A 17846-nucleotide genomic window follows, 5' to 3' on the forward strand; every position below is an offset into this window, starting at 1 on the left:
ACCTGCCCCGGTCGCAGCCGCTCACCCGGTTCCCTGCATCAGCGGCCGCCACCACCGGCGGTTGGCGGCGTACCACGCGACCGTCTCGGCGAGCCCCCGCTCGAAGGTGACCCGCGGCGTATGGCCCAGGGCCCTCAGCTTGGCGTCGGTCAAGGAGTAGCGGCGGTCGTGGCCCTTGCGGTCGGGCACGTGCTCGACACGCCGCCAGGGGGCCCCGAGCGCCTCCAGCAGCCGGGCGGTCAGCTCCCGGTTGGTCAGCTCAGCGGTCCCCGCGACGTGGTAAACCTCGCCCGCCTCGCCGCGCTCGGCGACCAGCCGGACGGCCCGGCAGTGGTCATCGACATGGATCCAGTCGCGTACGTGCCGGCCGTCGCCGTACAGCGGCACCTTCAGGCCGTCGAGCAGACGGGTGGTGAACAGCGGGATGACCTTCTCCGGGTACTGGTAGGGCCCGTAGTTGTTCCCGCAGCGGGTGATGCTGACCGGCAGCCCGTGGGTGCGCGCGTAGGCCAGGGCGATCAGATCACCGCCGGCCTTGGCCGCGGCGTAGGGGGAGTTCGGGCTGAGCGGGGCCGACTCGTCCCAGGATCCGGCCTCGATGCTGCCGTACACCTCGTCGGTGGAGACGTGCACGACCCTCGGGGCGCCAGCGTCGAGGCATGCCTCCATGAGGCACTGCACGCCCAGGACGTTGCTGCGGACGAAGTCGCCCGCGCCGGTGATCGAGCGGTCGACGTGTGTCTCGGCGGCGAAGTTGACGACGATGTCGTGGCCGGGCACCACCTTCCGGAGCAGTTCGGCGTTGCAGATGTCGCCGTGGACGAAGGTGAACCGGCCCTCGGCGGGCGCCAGGTTGGCCGGGTTCCCGGCGTAGGTCAGCTTGTCGAGCACGGTCACCTCGTCCTCGCCGGCGTAGGACCGTACGAAGTGCGATCCGATGAAGCCGGCGCCGCCGGTCACGAGGATTTTCATGAGGTGACCTGCACCTTGCTGTGGTCGCCGAGGACCAGGCGGTGGGCCCGCAGGGCCCCGGGAGTGGACATCACCTCGACCTCGCGTCCGATCAGCGAGCGTTCGACGCGCCGCACCCCGGCGAGGGAGGCCCCGCGCAGCACGATGGAGTACTCGATCTCACTGTCGGTCACCGCGCAGTCGCTGTCGATGGAGGTGAACGGGCCGACGTAGGAGTCGCGGATGTGCGAGCCGGCCGCGATGACCGCCGGGCCGACGATCCGCGACCGGGTGACGGTGGCGCCCTCTTCGACCACCACCCGGCCGACCAGTTCGCTGGAGCGCACCTCACCGGCGCAGTCGGCCGCGACGCCGTCCAGGACCAGGCGGTTGACCTCCAGCATGTCGTCGACGTTGCCGGTGTCCTTCCAGTACCCGGACACGACGCTGGAATCCACCCGGCACCCCGCGTCGATCAGTTCCTGGATCGCGTCGGTGATCTCCAGTTCACCTCGCCAGGACGGCTTGATCCGGCACACGGCGTCGTGCACGCGGGCGGTGAACAGGTAGACGCCGACCAGCGCCAGATCGCTCTTCGGGTGCTGCGGCTTCTCCTCCAGTCCGGTCACCCGGCCGCGGGAGTCCAGCTCGACCACGCCGAACGCGCGCGGGTCCGAGACCCGGGCCAGCATGATCTGGGCGTCCGGGCGGTTGGTGCGGAACCGCCGCACGAGCGAGCTGATGCCGCCGACGATGAAGTTGTCGCCGAGGTACATCACGAAGTCGTCATCGCCGAGGTAGTCCCGGGCGATGTGTACGGCGTGCGCCAGGCCCAGCGGTGCCTCCTGCGGCAGGTAGGTCACCTCCAGACCGAAGCGTGAGCCGTCGCCGACCGCCGCCTCGATCTCGGCGGCCGAGTCGCCGACGACGATGCCCACCTCGCGGACACCGGCCTCGGCTACCGATTCCAGGCCGTAGAACAGGACCGGTTTGTTGGCGACCGGCACGAGCTGCTTCGCCGAGGTGTGTGTGATCGGCCGCAGCCGGGAGCCGGACCCGCCGGCCAGCACGAGCGCCTTCATCGGCACCCCTTGGCCGGGGCGGCCGCACCGGGGCGGCGCACGGCCCCGCGCCCGTCCGGCTCAAGCAGGTCCGGCCGGCTGCCGAAGGCGTCCGGCCTCAGCCGGGGCGTCCCCCGGTCGCACGGTACGTCAGCCACAAAGCTAGGAGCCATCATCTTCCCCATATCCGTGAACGGGCCGATTCCGTGGCACGTCCTGGTGAGAACCTGTGTCATGACCCCGGCCGGGCGCCCGTCGCCTGGCACGGCCGGGCCTCCCCTTCCCGGTGTCGGTCGGCGCGGGTGGGGATGTGCCGGCCCGGCGTGCCGCGGCACGGACGCCTTCAGGTCAACGCGGCGGGCAGGGCGCTCAACCGGCGGATCATCCACTCCGATTCCCACTGGACGGCGGTGTCGCTGCTCAGCCGCGCCTGCGGGAACCGGCGCAGGAAGCCGCGTACCGCGATCTGTGCCTCCAGCCGGACCAGCGAGGCGCCGATGCAGTAGTGCATGCCCAGGCCGAAGGTCAGGTGCCCTTGGCCCTTGCGGGCCGGGTCGAAGCTGTCGGCCTCCTCGCCCGGCCCGCGGTTCGCCGCCGCGATGCTGACCTGCACCGGGGCGCCCTTGGGGATCAGGTAGCCGCCGAGGTCGAGGTCCTCCATGGCGAAGCGCCAGGTCGGGTGCGGGAACGGCGGGTGCACCCGCAGGGCCTCCTCGATCCACTCCTTGATCTCCTCGTCGGTTCGCGGCCGGTCCTCGGGCGGTCGGCGCAGCGCCTCGTACAGCGATGCGGAGATCGCGCTCCCGGTCGTCTCGTAGCCGGTGATGATCATTCCGACCGTCCAGACGATGACCTCGCCCTCGGTGATCGCGTCCGGCCCGTCGGAGGCGGACAGGAAGCCCGTGATCACCCCGTCCCGCAGCGGGGCCGGGTCGCGCACCCAGTCCTGGACCGCACCGAACAGCGCCCCGACCGCCTCGGTGCGGGCCGGGTAGTCGGCGGAGTAGAGCATCACGTCGGTGATGCTGCGCAGCCGCCGCTCCGCCTCCAGGGGCAGGCCGAGCATCTCGGAGATGAACGCCAGCGGGATCCGGTGGGTGTAGTCCGTGACCACGTCGACTTCGGCGGAGTCCGCGGAGCGGGATTGCTCCAGCTCGTCCAGGAATCCGTCGACCTTGACGCTGACCCGCTCGCCCCACCGCTCGGTGTTACGGGGGCTGAGCACCGGTGCGTGCAGCCGCCGGATCCGCGCGTGGTGCTCCCCGTCGCTCATGATCATGGCGCGGGCGTACTCCGGATCGGGCTGCGATCCCACCATCAGGCCCGGCTTGCGCATGAAGTCCGGGACCAGGCTCACGTCCTTCTCCATCCGGGGGTGTGTCAGCGCGATCCGCACCAGTTCGGGATCGCACACGACCCAGGCGTGCTGACCGAGGTAGGGGATCCGCACGACCGGCGCGACGCGGGCGGCCGCCAGCAGGTCCGGCATGCAGTCGAACGGCCCCGGGTCCACCGGCATGCTCGCCAGGGGGGCTTGTGCCAAGCCGGTTTTCGTCGTGGCATTCACTGTGTGACACCTCCGGTGGGGACCTGGCCCTGGGAGCCGGCCATGGACTCGATCAGTTCGGCGGCCCGTCGCGGGGCGTCGCAGCTCTGGAACTCCCGGGACATCTCGCGTGCCCGCCGCCGGTAGCGTTCGTCGTTGAGCACGGTGGTCACCGCCTCGCGCAGGCCGGCTTCCGTTACGGCCCGCCGTTTGAGGACGACGCCAGCCCCGGCCCACTCGACCCGCGCCGCTACATCGGGCTTCTCCTCCGAGCCCGGTGCGACGACCAGCGGTATCCCCTGGGCGAGGGCCGCGTTGGCGCCGTTGTAGCCGCCGTTGGTCACCATCACGTCCACGTGCGGCAGCAGGTGGTGGTAGGGGATGAACCGCTCCAGCCGGACGTTGTCCGGCAGCGGCCGCAGCCGGTCGACGTCCACGCCGCTGCCGGTGGTGACCACGACGAGGACGTCCTGTCCGCCCAGGGCCCGGACGGCGGGCGCGAGCAGCCGGTCGACGTCGTTGGCGGTAGTGCCCTGAGTGAGCAGCACGACCGGGCGGCCGCCCTGCAGCTCGTCCCACCAGCCGGGCGGGTCGAAGTGCTCCGGGGGAAGGCCGAGGAGCCCGCCCACGAAGTGGGTTCCCGGCAGCAGGTCGCTGCGCGGGAACTCGAAGGACCGCACGGTGCCCATCAGGTACAGGGCCGGCGGGCGCGCGATGTTCTCCATGGCACCGGTCCGCAGCCGGGGCAGTCCCACCTGGGCCCGGGTCCGGTCCGCCTCCCGGCGCATGCCCCGCATCACCACCTGGTCGGCGACGAACCTGAGCAGCGCGTTGCGTGCCCGGCCCAGCAGCGACGAACTGGGCATCGCGCCCCGCCCGAGCGGGGCGGTGTCCCTGCTGCCGGCGATGTAGACCGAGTTGTTCAGCCAGACCAGCGGGGTTCCGGTGCGCTCGCCGGCGAAGCAGGCGCCGTAGCACATGTCGTCGGCGAGGATGCACTCGGCCGCGAACCGTTCGAGCACCGCCAGCAGGTCATCCATCTGGCCCGGTGCGGTGCGGTAGAAGATGTCCCGGACGCCGGTGGTGAAGTTGGCGGCCCCGGTCAGCCCGGCGTGGCCGGGGAACGCTTCCTCCCGGCTCCGGCCGCCGAAGTCGAGCCCGGCGTGCATGGGCTCGAAGTGCGCCCCGGTCCGCTCCACCTGTCCACGGAAGGCCCGGCCGGTGTACCACCGCACCTCGTGACCGCGCCGGGTCAGTTCGCGTGCGACTTCGAGCATGCTGACGACGTGTCCCGGTGCCGGTGTGGTAGCGATCAACACACGCATCAGCTCTCGCCTCCGTCAAGGTCTGGTGTCACCGTTGCCGCCGGACGGACCGGGCGCCCACGGCCCGGCCGTCCGGCCACACACGCCAGCATCGCCCGGCCCTGGCTTCGGGTGAGGCGAGCGGGGCAAATCCCGCACGTTCGCGCAGGGTGGCGATGCCGGGCCGCCCCAAGGCGCCGACGCGTCGCCGACCGAACCGTCCGTCCCCGGGCCCGGCGGGGGATACGAACGCGCCGCCACTGCACAAACAATGACCGACAAGCAATCCCCGGCATCGCCCTTTCCGGGACCGGGAAGGCGCTGGCGTTCACCCAGGACATGCTCCCGGCCTTGGACATCGCGTACTGGAGGCAACCTGTGACGGCACCCTCGCAGAAGATCGACGGGGCGGACGAGGCGCTCGGCGGACCGAAGAAGGTCACCGTCATCGGCGCCGGCATCGCCGGCCTGGTCACGGCTTATGAACTGGAACGCCTCGGACATCAGGTCCACGTCATCGAAGCAAGCCGGGACATCGGCGGCCGCATTCACACCCACCGGTTCTCCGGCCGCGGCCAGGCCGGGCCGTTCGCCGAACTCGGCGCGATGCGGATCCCCGCCGGGCACCGGCTGACCATGCACTACATCGCCGAACTCGGGCTGCAGCACCAGGTGCGCGAATTCCGCACTCTGTTCTCCGACGACGCGGCCTACCTGCCCACTGCCTCCGGCTACCTCCGGGTGCGCGACGCGCACACAACCCTCGTCGAGGAGTTCGCCGCCAGACTGCCGAGCCGGCCTTACCAGGGGAACACCCTGCTGTTCGGCGCCTGGCTGGACGCCAGCATCAGGGCCATCGCCCCCCGCCAGTTCTACGACGGGATGCACGACGAAATCGGCGTGGAACTGCTGAACCTCGTCGATCACATCGACTTGGCGCCCTACCGGTGCGGCAGCGCGCACAACCGGATCGACCTGCACTCCTTCTTCGCCGACCACCCCCAGGTGCGGTCGTTCTGCCCGCCGCGCCTGGAGCGATTCCTCGACGACGTCCTGGACGAGACCAGCTCCACCATCGTGCGGCTGCGCGACGGCATGGACGCGCTCCCCCGGCAGCTCGCCGCGCGGATCCGGGGACCGATAGCGACCGGCCAGGAAGTGGTCGGCATCGACGTCCGCGACGACACGGTGGTCCTGCGGATCCGCCACGGTGTCAGGTCCCTCACCCGGACCTGCGACTACGTGGTGTGCACCATTCCGTTCACGGTGCTCAGGCGGATGCAGTTGTCCGGCTTCGACCAGGACAAACTGGACATCGTCCACCAGACGAAATACTGGGCCGCAACGAAGGTCGCCTTCCACTGCCGCGAAGCCTTCTGGGAGAAGGACGGGATCAGCGGGGGCGCGTCCTTCACCGGCGGACACGTGCGGCAGACCTACTACCCGCCCGCCGAAGGCGATCCGGAGCACGGCGCGGTGCTGCTCGCGAGCTACGCCATCGGGCCGGACGCGGACGCGCTCAGCCGGCTGGGCGAGGCGGAGCGCAACGCGGTCGTCACCAGGGAACTGAGCGCGATGCACCCCGAGTTACGCCGACCGGGCATGGTCCTGGGCGTGGCGGGCCGGGACTGGGGCGCGCGCCGGTGGTCCTGGGGGGCGGCCACGGTCCGCTGGGGCCAGGAGGCCGCCCTGCGCGAGGCGGAGCGGCGAGAGGCGGCCCGGCGGCAGAAGGGGCTCTTCTTCGCCGGCGAGCACTGCTCGTCGAAGCCCGCCTGGATCGAGGGCGCGATCGAGTCGGCGATCGACACCGCGCACGAGATCGAGTGGTACGAGCCGCGGGCCCACCGCGTCTTCGCCGGCACCCGGCCGAGCCCCTCGCGGGAGTCGGCATGAGCGTCTTCGACCTGCCCCGGCTGCACTTCGGCGGGACGGCGACGACGCACCTGCCGACCGGCGCGCGCAGCGGCCTCGTCGATCTGGCGACCAACACGGCGCTCACCGACGACGGACAGCCCTTCCCCGCGCACCGCCCGCCCGGCGAGTACCACGACCATCTGGACCGGCTGGGGCCGAGGTTCGACAGCTCGGGCCGCCCGGCGTCCGACGGACCCTTCAGCGCGGCCAAGGGCGAGGACTTCGCCGGCAACGGGCACTTCTCCGCCGACGCGCGGATCACCGGCGTCGAGGTCCGTGCGGGCGCTGTCGACACCGCCGACCCGGTGGTCGGCCGCGGTGTCGACATGTGGGGACACTACAACGAGTACCTGGCCACCACGGTCAACCGGGCCCGCGTCTTCGACGTCGACCCGTCGTCCGACTGGACCACGACGCTCATGGTCGGGCAGTTCTGCTTCGGGCGGGACGGCCGCTCCCACGACGTCGGGTACATGGCCACCGGAGGCGTCCGCGGCTTCCATCCCCCGCGGTGGCACAACGCCCGCCACGTCCGGGACGTCGGCGATCACTGGCTGGCGGAGCGGCTGCGCCGCTCCGTGGTGCACCAGTTCGCCGTGACCGAGCAGGACGAACTGACCTGGCTCGACGAAGCGGCCGTCTCGCCGGCCGTACGGCACCTGCGGGCCGCGGCCGCCGCCGAGGGGGCCGGCGGCCTGGTGGTGCAGTTCGCGCTGAGCCATCTGGCCGCTCCACTCGCGCCCGACCGGCCTGGCCGGTGGCGGTTGCGCGGGACGATCGCACCGTGGCGCCCGCACGAGCCGCGTACCTATCCGGCGGGCCGGCTGCTCGTCCCGGAGCGCCACGCGCCCGGCCGGGCACCCGTTGAGCTGCACAACCTCACCGTCGAGCTGACGGACGAGCACGTCACCCTCAACATGATCACTGCGGTGCCCACCCGTGCCCCAAAGGCAGCCCCCGGGGTCGCGGCCGGCCCTCCCGCCCCGGTCGACATCGGCGATCTCGAACTGCGCACGGCGGACAGCGACCGGCTGGTGGCCCGGGTGCCCCGGCAGGCGTACCTCGGGGAGAAGTACGCCCTGGCCGGCGGCCTGGTGACGGTCCCCATCGAGCTGCCGGCGCACGCCGCGGCCGACGAGGCGCTGCGCCTGGTGGGCACCGGCCCGAACGGCCCGGTGGTGCACCTGCGCGAAAAGGAGATCAACGTCCAGGCCGACGACGCGAGCCTCTTCCTGGAACATCCACGGGACCCGGACGACGCGGACCAGGACGTCGACGTACTCGTGCGCTCCTTCGTGCGGGGCCGCCCGGCCGCCGTCGCCGAAATCCACGTACGGCAGTTCTTCAACCCCCGGGCCCTCCCGCGCGACCCGGCCGCCCGCTCCCCCGAGGCACGGTGTTCCGATGTCGGCATCGTCCACCTGCGCGCGGGGCGGCGGGACGGCTCCGGCCCGTGGTCCGACACCTGCCTCCTGGACACCGACCACGCGGGCCTCGGATGGTTCACCCTGCGGGGCGCGGCAGCCGGCACCGCCCGCGTCCTGCTGTCCGCCGGCGCCGACGACCTGCCGTGCGACGTGGACCGGCCCGGCTCGGCGGCCCTCGGCCACGACCACGACGACGCGCTCGGCTACTGGCCCGGCGCCGGCTACCTGTCGGTGCGGGTGCTGCCCGACGACTGGCGGCTGACCGGTATCCGCCAGGACGAGGCGACCTTCGACCTGGTCTACACGGAGGTCTTCGCGTTCTACGAGCACCTGTACTCCTTCATGAAGGCGGAGGTCTTCAGCCTGGCGGACCGGTGCAAGGTGGAGACATACGCAAAGCTGATCTGGCAGATGTGCGACCCGCGCAACAAGGCGAAGACGTACTACATGCCGCCGACGCGGGACCTGTCCGAGCCGAAGGCACAGCTCCTGCTGACGTTCCTGCGGGCCCAGCAGGCGCCGGACGAGGTCCTGCTGACGGAGCCCGCGGCCGGCCGCTCGAGCGGAAAGATCACCACCCGCGGCCGCCTCGTCGAGGTGCTGCGCGACGCCGCCACGATCGAACTGGCCGTCATGCTCCAGTACTTGTACGCGGCCTATTCGGTGCCCACCCACGGTGCCGGCCTGGAGTACGTGCGGCGGGGCATGTGGACACCCGAGCAGCTCCGGCTCGCCTGCGGCGACGGCGGGGAGACCCTCGACGAGGGCATCCGCAGCATGCTGCTGAACATCGCCCGCGAGGAGATGATCCACTTTCTCCTCGTCAACAACATCCTCACCGCGGTGGGCGAGCCATTCCACGTGCCCCGGCTCGACTTCGGCACCGTCAACCACGACCTGCCGGTACCGCTGGACTTCTCCCTGGAGAGGCTGGGGCCCGGCAGCGTCGAACGGTTCGTGCAGATCGAACGGCCGGAAGACCTCGTCCACGACGTACGGCGGGGCGACACACCGGCGGCCCCCGCGACCCACGACGACCGGCACCCCTACGCCTCGCTGAGCGAGCTGTACACGGACATCCGCGAGGGCCTGCACCGCGTCCCGGACCTCTTCCTGGTGGAGAAGGGCAGGGGCGGCGGGGAACACCACCTCTTCCTGCGGGAGTCGGTCAACCGGCACCACCCCGACTACCAGCTCGAAGTCGACGACCTGTCCAGCGCGTTGTTCGCGATCGACGTCATCACCGAGCAGGGAGAGGGCGGGGTGCTGGACGTGCGGACCGCCGAGCACTCGCACTACGCCTCGTTCCTGCGGATCTCCGACCTGCTCTGCGGTTCGCCGGCCACCCGGGCCCGCCCGGGCGGCGAACGGTGGAACCCGGCCTACCCCGTCGTACGGAACCCGACCCTCGGGCAGGGGAACGCGGCCATGGAGACGGTCACCGACCCGGACGCCCGGTCGGTCATGGAGCTGTTCAACCGTTCCTACTTCATGGCGCTCCAGCTAATGGCCCAGCACTTCGGTGAGTGCCCGGACGCGAGCCTGCGCCGCTCCGACCTGATGAACGCGGCGATCGACATGATGACGGGGCTGATGCGCCCGCTGGCGGAACTGCTGGTGACCCTGCCGTCGGGACGGCGGGGCCGGACCGCCGGGCCGTCGTTCGAGCTGTCCGAGCAGCCCGCGCCGGTGTCCCGCCCGGACGTGGCCAGACGCGGCATCGCGCTGCGCCTCGCGCATCTCGCGGTGGCCTGCGGCAAGCAACCCCTGGTGCCCGCCCGGGTGGGTGAGATGAGCGCGTTCTGGGCCGACCGCTTCCGGCCGCCGGGCTGCCAGGCATCCCCGGCGGGCCCGTACGGAGCGGCGACGCCACACTCATGAGCGAAGGAGACCGCATGCCATCCGCGACGCTGCCGCGGTTCGACCTCAAGGGCTGGGGCGGGGAGGACATCGCCCACCCGTACCCGGTGTACCGGCGCTACCGGGAGACCGCGCCGGTCCACCGCGGGGCACCGGGCGCGGGCGCGCCGGACACCTTCTACGCCTTCTCCTACGACGAAGTCGTCCAGGTGCTGTCGGACCGGCGGTTCGGCCGGGACGCGCGCGTGGCCTCCGGCGACCCCGGCGCGGCGCCCGTCCCGGTCCCCGCCGAGTACCGGGCCCTGCGGGCCGTCGTCGAGAACTGGCTGGTGTTCCTGGACCCGCCGCGCCACACCGAACTGCGCTCCCTGCTCGGTACAGAGTTCTCCTCTTCGATCGTCACCGGTCTGCGGCCCCGCATCACACAGATCGCACACGAGCTGCTGGAACAGTTCGGGCGGCGCCGGGAGGCCGACCTCGTCGAGGGTTTCGCGGCGCCGTTCCCCATCCTCGTCATCTGCGAACTGCTCGGCATTCCACCGGACCACCACGGATGGCTGCGCGCCAACGCGATGGCCCTCCAGGAGGCCGGCAGCACCCGCTCGCGCAACAGCGCAGGCGGCTACGCACGGGCCGAGGCAGCCGCCGACGCGTTCACCCGCTACTTCCGGCAGGAGGTGACCCGGCGGCACGGGGACGACCGCGGTGACCTGCTCACGCTCCTGGTCCGCGCCCGGGACGGCGGTGCGCCGCTGAGCGTGGACGGGATCGTGGGGACCTGCGTCCACCTGCTCACCGCCGGACACGAGACCACCACCAACTTCCTGGCGAAGGCGGTGCTGGCGCTGCGGGCGCACCCCGAGGTCCTCGACGAGGTGCGCGCCGCTCCCGAACTGACGCCGGGGGCGGTCGAGGAGCTGATGCGCTACGACCCGCCGGTGCAGGCGGTGACGCGATGGGCGTACCGGGACACCCGCCTCGGTGAGCACGAGGTGCCGCGCGGCAGCCGAGTGGTCGCCCTGCTCGGCTCGGCGAACCGGGACCCCGCGCGCTTTTCGCGCCCCGACGTCCTGGACGTGCGCCGCCCCGCCGACCGGCACCTGGGCTTCGGGCTGGGCATCCACTACTGCCTCGGCGCGACGCTGGCCCGCGCGGAGGCCGAAATCGGTCTCCGGACGCTGCTGGACGGCATGCCCGGGCTGGGTCGCGGCGGTCAACAGGTCGAGTACGCCGACGACATGGTCTTCCACGGGCCGACACGGCTGGTGCTCGGCAGATCCGACCTGCCGTGACCCGCAGCGCCCCACCGACACTGCGCGAAGGAAAGGCACTCATGACACAGCAGCCCGGCACCAGCCCCGACTCCGTCGGCCAGGCGTACGACGTGTTCGCCGACGCCGGGGCCACGACCGCCCTGGGCGGCAACATCCACGTCGGCTACTGGGACGACGACCCCGGCCTCCCGATCACCGAGGCCACCGACCGCCTCACCGACCTCGTCGCCGCCCGCCTCGGCCTCCGGCCGGACCAGCGGCTGCTCGACGTGGGCTGCGGCAACGGCCTGCCGGCCCTGCGTATCGCGGGCGCGCACGACGTCCGCGTGACCGGCATCACCGTCAGCCACCAGCAGCTCGCCCAGGCGGACAAGGAGGCGGACGGCTCCGACGCGCGCGACCGGGTCTCCTTCCGGTTCGCGGACGCCGTGGACCTGCCCTTCGACGACGGTTGTTTCGACGGGGCCTGGGCGATCGAATCGCTGCTGCACATCACCGACCAGACCGCCGCCCTGGCGGAGATCCGCCGCGTCGTCCGCCCCGGCGGGCGTCTGGTCGTCACCGACCTGTGCCAGCGGCAGCCGTTCACCGGCGAGGACCGGACCGTGCTGGACGGCATGCTGGACGTGTACGAGATCGCCGGGATCAACACGCCCGACGAGCACCGCGCGCGCCTGGCCGAAGCGGGCTGGCAACTGCTGGAACTTATGGACATCGGCGAACAGGTCCGCGCCAGTTACGGGCACGCCGCGGCCGCCTTCCGGGACATCGCCGCCTCCCTCGACGCCCCGGCGGCGGAGCAGATCAGCGCGGCGGCCGACCTGATGGACGCCTTCGGCAAGCACCCGCACGCGGGCTACGTCCTGATCACCGCGCAGCGGACCTGACCCCGCGGGCGTGGCCGGCCGGGCGCGTGCCGGCCGGGCGAACACCGTTCCGCTCTCGACCCCCGCAGACAGGGAGTACTTCGATGTCGTCTTGCCTCGGCCCACCACCTGCCGCCCCCGTCGCCGTACGTCCGCGCAAGGACCGTTCGCTGGCCGACCGTCTCGCCCTGTCGGCAGCGGCCCGCCGCGGGGTGCGGTCGCGGACCGAGGACGTCCACGCCTGGCTGGCGGAGCGCCGCCGCGCCCATGTCTTCCGCGTGGAACGCATACCGTTCGCGGAGCTGGGCGAGTGGCGGTTCGAGCCCGGCACCGGCGATCTCGTGCACCGCAGCGGGCGGTTCTTCACCGTCGAGGGCCTGCACGTGGAGGAACACGACGGGCCCTACGGCGACGGCCCCCGCCGGGAGTGGCAGCAGCCCGTCATCAGGCAGCCGGAGGTGGGCATCCTGGGCATCTTGGCCAAGGAGTTCGACGGGGTGCTGCACTTCCTGATGCAGGCCAAGATGGAGCCGGGCAACCCCAACCTGCTCCAGCTCTCGCCGACCGTGCAGGCCACCCGCAGCAACTACACCAGGGCCCACCGGGGCGCGGACGTGCGGCTGATCGACCACTTCGTGCGGCCCGACCGCGACCGGATCATCGTGGACGTGCTCCAGTCGGAACAAGGCTCGTGGTTCTTCCGCAAGTCCAACCGCAACATGATCGTCGAGACGGCCGGCGAGGTCCCCGCGACGGACGACTTCCGCTGGCTCACCCTCGGCCAGATCGCCGAACTCCTGCACGAGGACGACATGGTCAACATGAACGCCAGAACCGTGCTGTCCTGCGTGCCGTACCGGGACACATCGCCCGGCGCGCTGCTCTCCGACGCTCAGCTCCTGTCGTGGTTCACCGGCGAGCGCTCCCGCCGCGACGTGCGGACCCGCCGCGTACCGCTGGCCTCCGTGCGCGGCTGGAAGCACGGTGTCGAGGCGATCGAGCACGAGGACGGCCGCTACTTCAAGGTCGTCGCGGTCTCCGTACGGGCCGGCAACCGCGAAGTGGTCCGCTGGGACCAGCCGTTGATCGAACCCGTCGGCACGGGGGTGACCGCGTTCCTCGTGCGCGAGATCGACAGGGTGCCGCACGTGCTGGTGCAGGCCCGGGCCGAGGGCGGCTTCCTGGACACGGTCGAGCTGGCGCCCACCGTCCAGTGCACGCCCGGCAACCACGCCCACCTGCCGGAGGCGGACCGCCCGCCCTTCCTCGACGCCGTCCTGCACGCCCCCGCGTCGCGGATCCGTTACCAGGCCGTCCACTCCGAGGAGGGCGGGCGCTTCCTGAACGCCCGGAGCCGGTACCTCGTCGTCGACGCCGACGGGACCGGGGCCGCGCTCGACCCGCCCGCCGGCTTCGCCTGGGCCACCCCCGCCCAGCTCAGGGCCCTCACCCGGCACGGGCACTACCTCAACGTGGAGGCCCGCACGCTCCTGGCCTGCCTCAACGCCATGGCGACGCGGACCCGGGGAGAGGTGTGACATGGCACGCACACCGGCAGCCACCGAACCGCTGATCACCGTGCTCGGCGCCTCGGGCTTCGTGGGATCGGCCGTCCTGCGCGCACTGGCGCACCGCCCGGTCCGCCTGCGGGCGGTGGCGCGCAGGCTGAGCGCGATTCCCCCCGGCCCGGCCGGGACCACCGCCGTCACCGCCGACCTCACCGACCGGGCGGCGCTCACCGAGGCCGTCGCGGGCTCGGACACGGTGGTGCACCTGCTCCTGGCGGACGGCGGCTGGCGGGCGGCCGAGACCGAGCCGGAAGCCGAGCGCGTGAACGTGGGCGTGATGCGGGACCTCCTGGACGTCCTGCGGCCGGCCGCGGACGACGGGACGCCCCCGCTGGTGGTGTACGCGGGCGCCGCCTCACAGGTCGGCGTGCCGCCGCGGGAACCGCTCGACGGCAGTGAACCCGACCACCCCGAAACCGCCTACGACCGGCAGAAACTGACAGCGGAGCACCTCCTGCTCAAGGCCACGGCCGAGGGCCGGGCGCGCGGCATCAGCCTACGTCTGCCCACGGTGTTCGGTGAGGGAGCGGCGCCCGGTACCGGCGACCGCGGTGTCGTGTCCGCCATGGTGCGGCGGGCGCTCACGGGCCTGCCGCTCACCATGTGGCACGACGGCACAGTGCGGCGCGACCTGGTCCACGTCAGCGATGTCGCGGCGGCGTTCGCGGCGGCCCTCGACCACCCGGACGCCCTGGTAGGCGGCCACTGGCTGATCGGCGCCGGCCGGGGCGACGCGCTCGGCGACGTCTTCCGGCTCATCGCCCGGACCGTGTCCGACCACACGGGGCGGCAGCCGGTCGCCGTGGAGTCCGTCGAACCGCCGGCCCACGCCCCCGCGACGGACTTCCGCAGCGTGACCATCGACTCCTCCCCGTTCCGGGCGGCCACCGGCTGGCACCCCCGGACCTCGCTTCCCGAGGGGCTGCGGCGCACCGTCGCCGCTCTGGCCGGCCAGGAGAGCGAGGCCCGGTGACGACACACACTTCAGATGGACGACACCCACCGCAGGCGTCCGGCCGCAGCACGGCCGTCCGCCGCAGTCCTGGAAAGGCTGGCACATGACCACGCGTGTTTGGGATTACCTGGCGGAATACGAGGACGAGCGTCCGGACATCCTCGACGCCGTAACGACGGTCTTCGGCTCGGGGCAGCTCGTGCTGGGCGCGAGCGTGCGCGGCTTCGAGGCGGAATTCGCCGCCTATCACGGGGCGGCCCACTGCGTCGGTGTCGACAACGGGACGAACGCGATCAAGCTCGGGCTGCAGGCGCTGGGCGTCGGCCCGGGCGACGAGGTGATCACGGTGTCGAACACCGCGGCGCCGACCGTGGTCGCCATCGACGGCACGGACGCCACCCCCGTCTTCGTCGACGTGCGCGAGGACGACTTCCTCATGGACACCGGCCAGGTGGCAGCGGCCATCACCGAACGCACGCGGTGCCTGCTCCCGGTGCACCTGTACGGGCAGTGCGTGGACATGGCCCCCTTGAAGGAGCTGGCCGCCCGGCACGGGCTGGCCATCCTGGAGGACTGCGCCCAGGCCCACGGCGCCCGGCAGGGCGGCACGCCGGCCGGCACGACCGGCGACGCGGCCGCCTTCTCCTTCTACCCGACCAAGGTCCTCGGCGCGTACGGCGACGGCGGCGCGACCCTCACCTCGGACGCGACCGTGGCGGAACGGCTGCGGCGGCTGCGGTACTACGGCATGGAGGACCGCTACTACACCCTGGAGACGCCCGCCCACAACAGCCGCCTGGACGAGGTGCAGGCCGAGATCCTGCGGCGCAAACTCAAGCGGCTCGACACCTACATCGCCGGCCGCCGAGCCGTCGCGCAGCGCTACGCCGACGGTCTCGCCGACACCGGTCTCGTGCTCCCGCGCACCGTCCCCGGAAACGAGCACGTGTACTACGTGTACGTGGTGCGCCACCCCCAGCGTGACGACATCATCGAGCGCCTCAAGGTGTACGACATCCACCTCAACATCAGCTATCCGTGGCCGGTGCACACCATGACCGGGTTCGCCCACCTCGGATACGCCACGGGGTCCCTGCCCGTCACCGAGGCGCTGGCCGGCGAGATCTTCTCACTGCCGATGTACCCCTCGCTGCCGCGCGACCTCCAGGACAAGGTCATCCACGCCGTGCGCGAGGTGCTGGCGACGCTGTGAGACCCGCCGACCGCCAGTCCGCCGAGCCGTTCACCCAGCCACGGGAGCAGACATGAAAGCACGCGAACTCACCGTCGAGGGAGCACTGGAGTTCACCCCCCGCGTCTTTCCCGACGAACGGGGCCTGTTCTTCTCGCCATTTCAGGAGGAGGCGTTCGCCGAGGCGCGCGGCGGTCCGCTCTTCCGCGTCGCGCAGACCAACCACAGCGTCTCCCGGCGCGGCGTGGTGCGCGGCATTCACTACACCGTGACACCACCCGGCACCGCGAAGTACGTCTACTGCGCGCGCGGCGCGGCCCTTGACATCGTGGTCGACATCCGGGTCGGCTCGCCCACGTACGGCCGGTGGGACTCGGTGCTGATGGACCAGCAGGACCACCGGACCACCTACTTCCCGGTGGGGGTGGGCCACGCGTTCGTGGCGCTGGAGGACGACACCGTCATGTCATACATGCTCTCCGGGAGCTACGTACCGGAGAACGAACTCGCCCTGTCCGTCCTGGACCCGGCGCTCGGGCTGCCCGTCTCCCGGGACACCGAGCCGATCCTGTCCGAGCGGGACGGCGCGGCGATCACGCTCGCCGAGGCCCGGGAACAGGGCCTGCTGCCGGACTACGGCCGGTGCCAGGAGATCGAGAAAGGCTGGTCACCGAAGGCCGCGGACGCCTGACGGCCCGGCCCGCCCGGCGTTCCGAGAGATCCTTACCCCCGGCCTGCCCGGGCGCGCATGGGCTGAACGGTGTTCCGCCCACCCGGCCGGACCGAACCGGCGGCGCGCTCCCACGTGAACGAGCGGGTTTTCGTCCGCACCGCTGCTCCGCGGCCCGCGCGGCCCGATGCTGAGGGCTACGGCGACCGGGCCGGGCCCACCACCCACACCGCACCGGCCGCGAGGGGGCCCACCTCCCACCGGCCCACCGCACACCCTGCCCGCACCAGTCCCCCGCACCACGCTCCGCACCCGTCGAACCGAAAGGCCGTTGCCATGACCGACTCCGCCCAGACGCTGCCCGTACCGGGAGCCGTCGGCAAGCTCTACGACCGGCTGACGCTGAACGCCATGAACGACGGCACCTTCAACACCAACGTCCACATCGGCTACTGGGACACGCCGGACTCCGAGGCCTCGATCGAGGCGGCGATGGACCGGCTCACCGACGTGTTCATCGAACGGCTGAAGGTGGACGGCTCGTCCCATGTCCTCGACCTGGGCTGCGGCGTGGGAGGCCCCGGCCTGCGGGTCGTGGCGCACACCGGCGCGCGGGTCACCGGCATCAGCATCAGCGAGGAGCAGATCAAGGCCGCCAACCGGCTGGCGGCCGAGGCCGGGGTCGCCGACCGGGCCGTGTTCCGGCACGCCGACGCGATGAAGCTGGACTTCCCCGACGGGACGTTCGACGCCGTGATGGCCCTGGAGTCGCTCTGCCACATGCCGGACCGGCAGCAGGTGCTCACCGAGGTGTGCCGGGTCCTGCGACCCGGCGGCCGGCTCGTCCTGACCGACGTGTTCGAACGCTTCCCGCGCAAGGAGGTGCGGCACCCGGGCATCGACAAGTTCTGCAGCGGCCTGATGTCGACCACGGCGGACATCGACGACTACGTCGCCCTGCTCCACCGTTCCGGCCTGCGGCTGCGCGAGATCCTCGACGTCACCGAGCAGACCACGCTGCGCCTCGCCGAGGAGATCGCGAAGCTGCCGGCCGTCGAGGACCGCCCCGAAGCCCTCGACGAGAGCAACTTCTTCACCGACGACGCCTTCCGGCCGTCCGACCTGGCGGGCGTCGACGACTTCGGCTGTCTGCTGGCCACCGCGGAACGCCCGTAGCAATGACAGTCCCGGGAGGGTGCCCGGCGCGCCCTCCCGGTTCCACCGACGGCCGGGACGAACCCACGAAGAGAGGCAAGGA

General features: G+C 71.9%; 13 protein-coding genes. 9 read left to right on the forward strand and 4 right to left on the reverse strand.

What is annotated here, in order from left to right; all coding sequences use genetic code 11:
* Positions 1-21 precede the first annotated feature (21 nt).
* The 4 genes from rfbB to ACZ4Z1_RS34750 all read right to left on the reverse strand — a co-directional run bounded on the left by rfbB (position 22) and on the right by ACZ4Z1_RS34750 (position 4835).
* Complete coding sequence (gene rfbB / locus ACZ4Z1_RS34735; protein WP_468490655.1) at positions 22-972, reverse strand: dTDP-glucose 4,6-dehydratase; 951 nt, start codon at positions 970-972, stop codon at positions 22-24.
* Positions 969-2033 (reverse strand): glucose-1-phosphate thymidylyltransferase, encoded by a 1065-nt coding sequence (locus tag ACZ4Z1_RS34740; RefSeq protein ID WP_468490656.1) that lies wholly within the window; start codon positions 2031-2033, stop codon positions 969-971. The genes rfbB and ACZ4Z1_RS34740 overlap by 4 nt, the downstream gene beginning before the upstream one ends.
* Before the next feature lie 322 nt (positions 2034-2355).
* On the reverse strand, positions 2356-3555 hold the full coding sequence (locus tag ACZ4Z1_RS34745; protein WP_468490657.1) for a cytochrome P450: 1200 nt from the start codon (positions 3553-3555) through the stop codon (positions 2356-2358).
* Positions 3556-3575: 20 nt separating this feature from the next.
* A complete protein-coding gene (locus ACZ4Z1_RS34750) occupies positions 3576-4835 on the reverse strand; it encodes a glycosyltransferase (RefSeq protein WP_468490658.1) in 1260 nt (419 codons plus the stop codon).
* Positions 4836-5240: 405 nt separating this feature from the next.
* Here ACZ4Z1_RS34750 and ACZ4Z1_RS34755 point away from each other — a divergent pair, with 405 nt between their 5' ends.
* The 9 genes from ACZ4Z1_RS34755 (at position 5241) to ACZ4Z1_RS34795 (ending at position 17764) form a co-directional block, all read left to right on the forward strand.
* Positions 5241-6755 carry a flavin monoamine oxidase family protein gene (locus ACZ4Z1_RS34755; RefSeq protein ID WP_468490659.1) on the forward strand — a complete coding sequence of 505 codons (1515 nt, stop codon included), beginning with the start codon at positions 5241-5243 and terminating at the stop codon, positions 6753-6755.
* Positions 6752-10084 (forward strand): ferritin-like domain-containing protein, encoded by a 3333-nt coding sequence (locus ACZ4Z1_RS34760; RefSeq protein ID WP_468490660.1) that lies wholly within the window; start codon positions 6752-6754, stop codon positions 10082-10084. The genes ACZ4Z1_RS34755 and ACZ4Z1_RS34760 overlap by 4 nt, the downstream gene beginning before the upstream one ends.
* A 14-nt stretch (positions 10085-10098) precedes the next feature.
* The gene (locus ACZ4Z1_RS34765; protein ID WP_468490661.1) at positions 10099-11355 is read left to right on the forward strand and encodes a cytochrome P450; all 1257 of its coding nucleotides are present in this window, start codon (positions 10099-10101) and stop codon (positions 11353-11355) included.
* A gap of 41 nt (positions 11356-11396) precedes the next feature.
* The gene (locus ACZ4Z1_RS34770) at positions 11397-12224 is read left to right on the forward strand and encodes a class I SAM-dependent methyltransferase (protein WP_468490662.1); all 828 of its coding nucleotides are present in this window, start codon (positions 11397-11399) and stop codon (positions 12222-12224) included.
* 83 nt (positions 12225-12307) lie between these two features.
* A complete protein-coding gene (locus tag ACZ4Z1_RS34775) occupies positions 12308-13741 on the forward strand; it encodes an NDP-hexose 2,3-dehydratase family protein (protein WP_468490663.1) in 1434 nt (477 codons plus the stop codon).
* Position 13742: 1 nt separating this feature from the next.
* Positions 13743-14744 carry an NAD-dependent epimerase/dehydratase family protein gene (locus ACZ4Z1_RS34780; RefSeq protein WP_468490664.1) on the forward strand — a complete coding sequence of 334 codons (1002 nt, stop codon included), beginning with the start codon at positions 13743-13745 and terminating at the stop codon, positions 14742-14744.
* An 85-nt stretch (positions 14745-14829) separates the two neighbouring features.
* Complete coding sequence (locus ACZ4Z1_RS34785) at positions 14830-15939, forward strand: DegT/DnrJ/EryC1/StrS family aminotransferase (RefSeq protein ID WP_468490665.1); 1110 nt, start codon at positions 14830-14832, stop codon at positions 15937-15939.
* 52 nt (positions 15940-15991) lie between these two features.
* Positions 15992-16609 (forward strand): dTDP-4-dehydrorhamnose 3,5-epimerase family protein, encoded by a 618-nt coding sequence (locus ACZ4Z1_RS34790; protein WP_468490666.1) that lies wholly within the window; start codon positions 15992-15994, stop codon positions 16607-16609.
* A gap of 315 nt (positions 16610-16924) precedes the next feature.
* Positions 16925-17764, forward strand: coding sequence for an SAM-dependent methyltransferase (locus ACZ4Z1_RS34795; protein WP_468490667.1), 840 nt, complete (start codon positions 16925-16927; stop codon positions 17762-17764).
* Positions 17765-17846: the final 82 nt, after the last annotated feature.

It is taken from the genome of Streptomyces sp. NPDC030165 (genome assembly GCF_055573595.1).

Excerpts from the sequence above, each read along its gene's own strand:
- ACZ4Z1_RS34770 (WP_468490662.1), top strand. The coding sequence starts at position 11,397 with ATGACACAGCAGCCCGGCACCAGCCCCGACTCCGTCGGCCAGGCGTAC.
- ACZ4Z1_RS34740 (WP_468490656.1), bottom strand. The coding sequence starts at position 2,033 with ATGAAGGCGCTCGTGCTGGCCGGCGGGTCCGGCTCCCGGCTGCGGCCG.
- ACZ4Z1_RS34765 (WP_468490661.1), top strand. The coding sequence starts at position 10,099 with ATGCCATCCGCGACGCTGCCGCGGTTCGACCTCAAGGGCTGGGGCGGG.
- ACZ4Z1_RS34785 (WP_468490665.1), top strand. The coding sequence starts at position 14,830 with ATGACCACGCGTGTTTGGGATTACCTGGCGGAATACGAGGACGAGCGT.
- ACZ4Z1_RS34795 (WP_468490667.1), top strand. The coding sequence starts at position 16,925 with ATGACCGACTCCGCCCAGACGCTGCCCGTACCGGGAGCCGTCGGCAAG.
- ACZ4Z1_RS34750 (WP_468490658.1), bottom strand. The coding sequence starts at position 4,835 with ATGCTCGAAGTCGCACGCGAACTGACCCGGCGCGGTCACGAGGTGCGG.
- ACZ4Z1_RS34775 (WP_468490663.1), top strand. The coding sequence starts at position 12,308 with ATGTCGTCTTGCCTCGGCCCACCACCTGCCGCCCCCGTCGCCGTACGT.
- ACZ4Z1_RS34760 (WP_468490660.1), top strand. The coding sequence starts at position 6,752 with ATGAGCGTCTTCGACCTGCCCCGGCTGCACTTCGGCGGGACGGCGACG.
- rfbB (WP_468490655.1), bottom strand. The coding sequence starts at position 972 with ATGAAAATCCTCGTGACCGGCGGCGCCGGCTTCATCGGATCGCACTTC.
- ACZ4Z1_RS34780 (WP_468490664.1), top strand. The coding sequence starts at position 13,743 with ATGGCACGCACACCGGCAGCCACCGAACCGCTGATCACCGTGCTCGGC.
- ACZ4Z1_RS34790 (WP_468490666.1), top strand. The coding sequence starts at position 15,992 with ATGAAAGCACGCGAACTCACCGTCGAGGGAGCACTGGAGTTCACCCCC.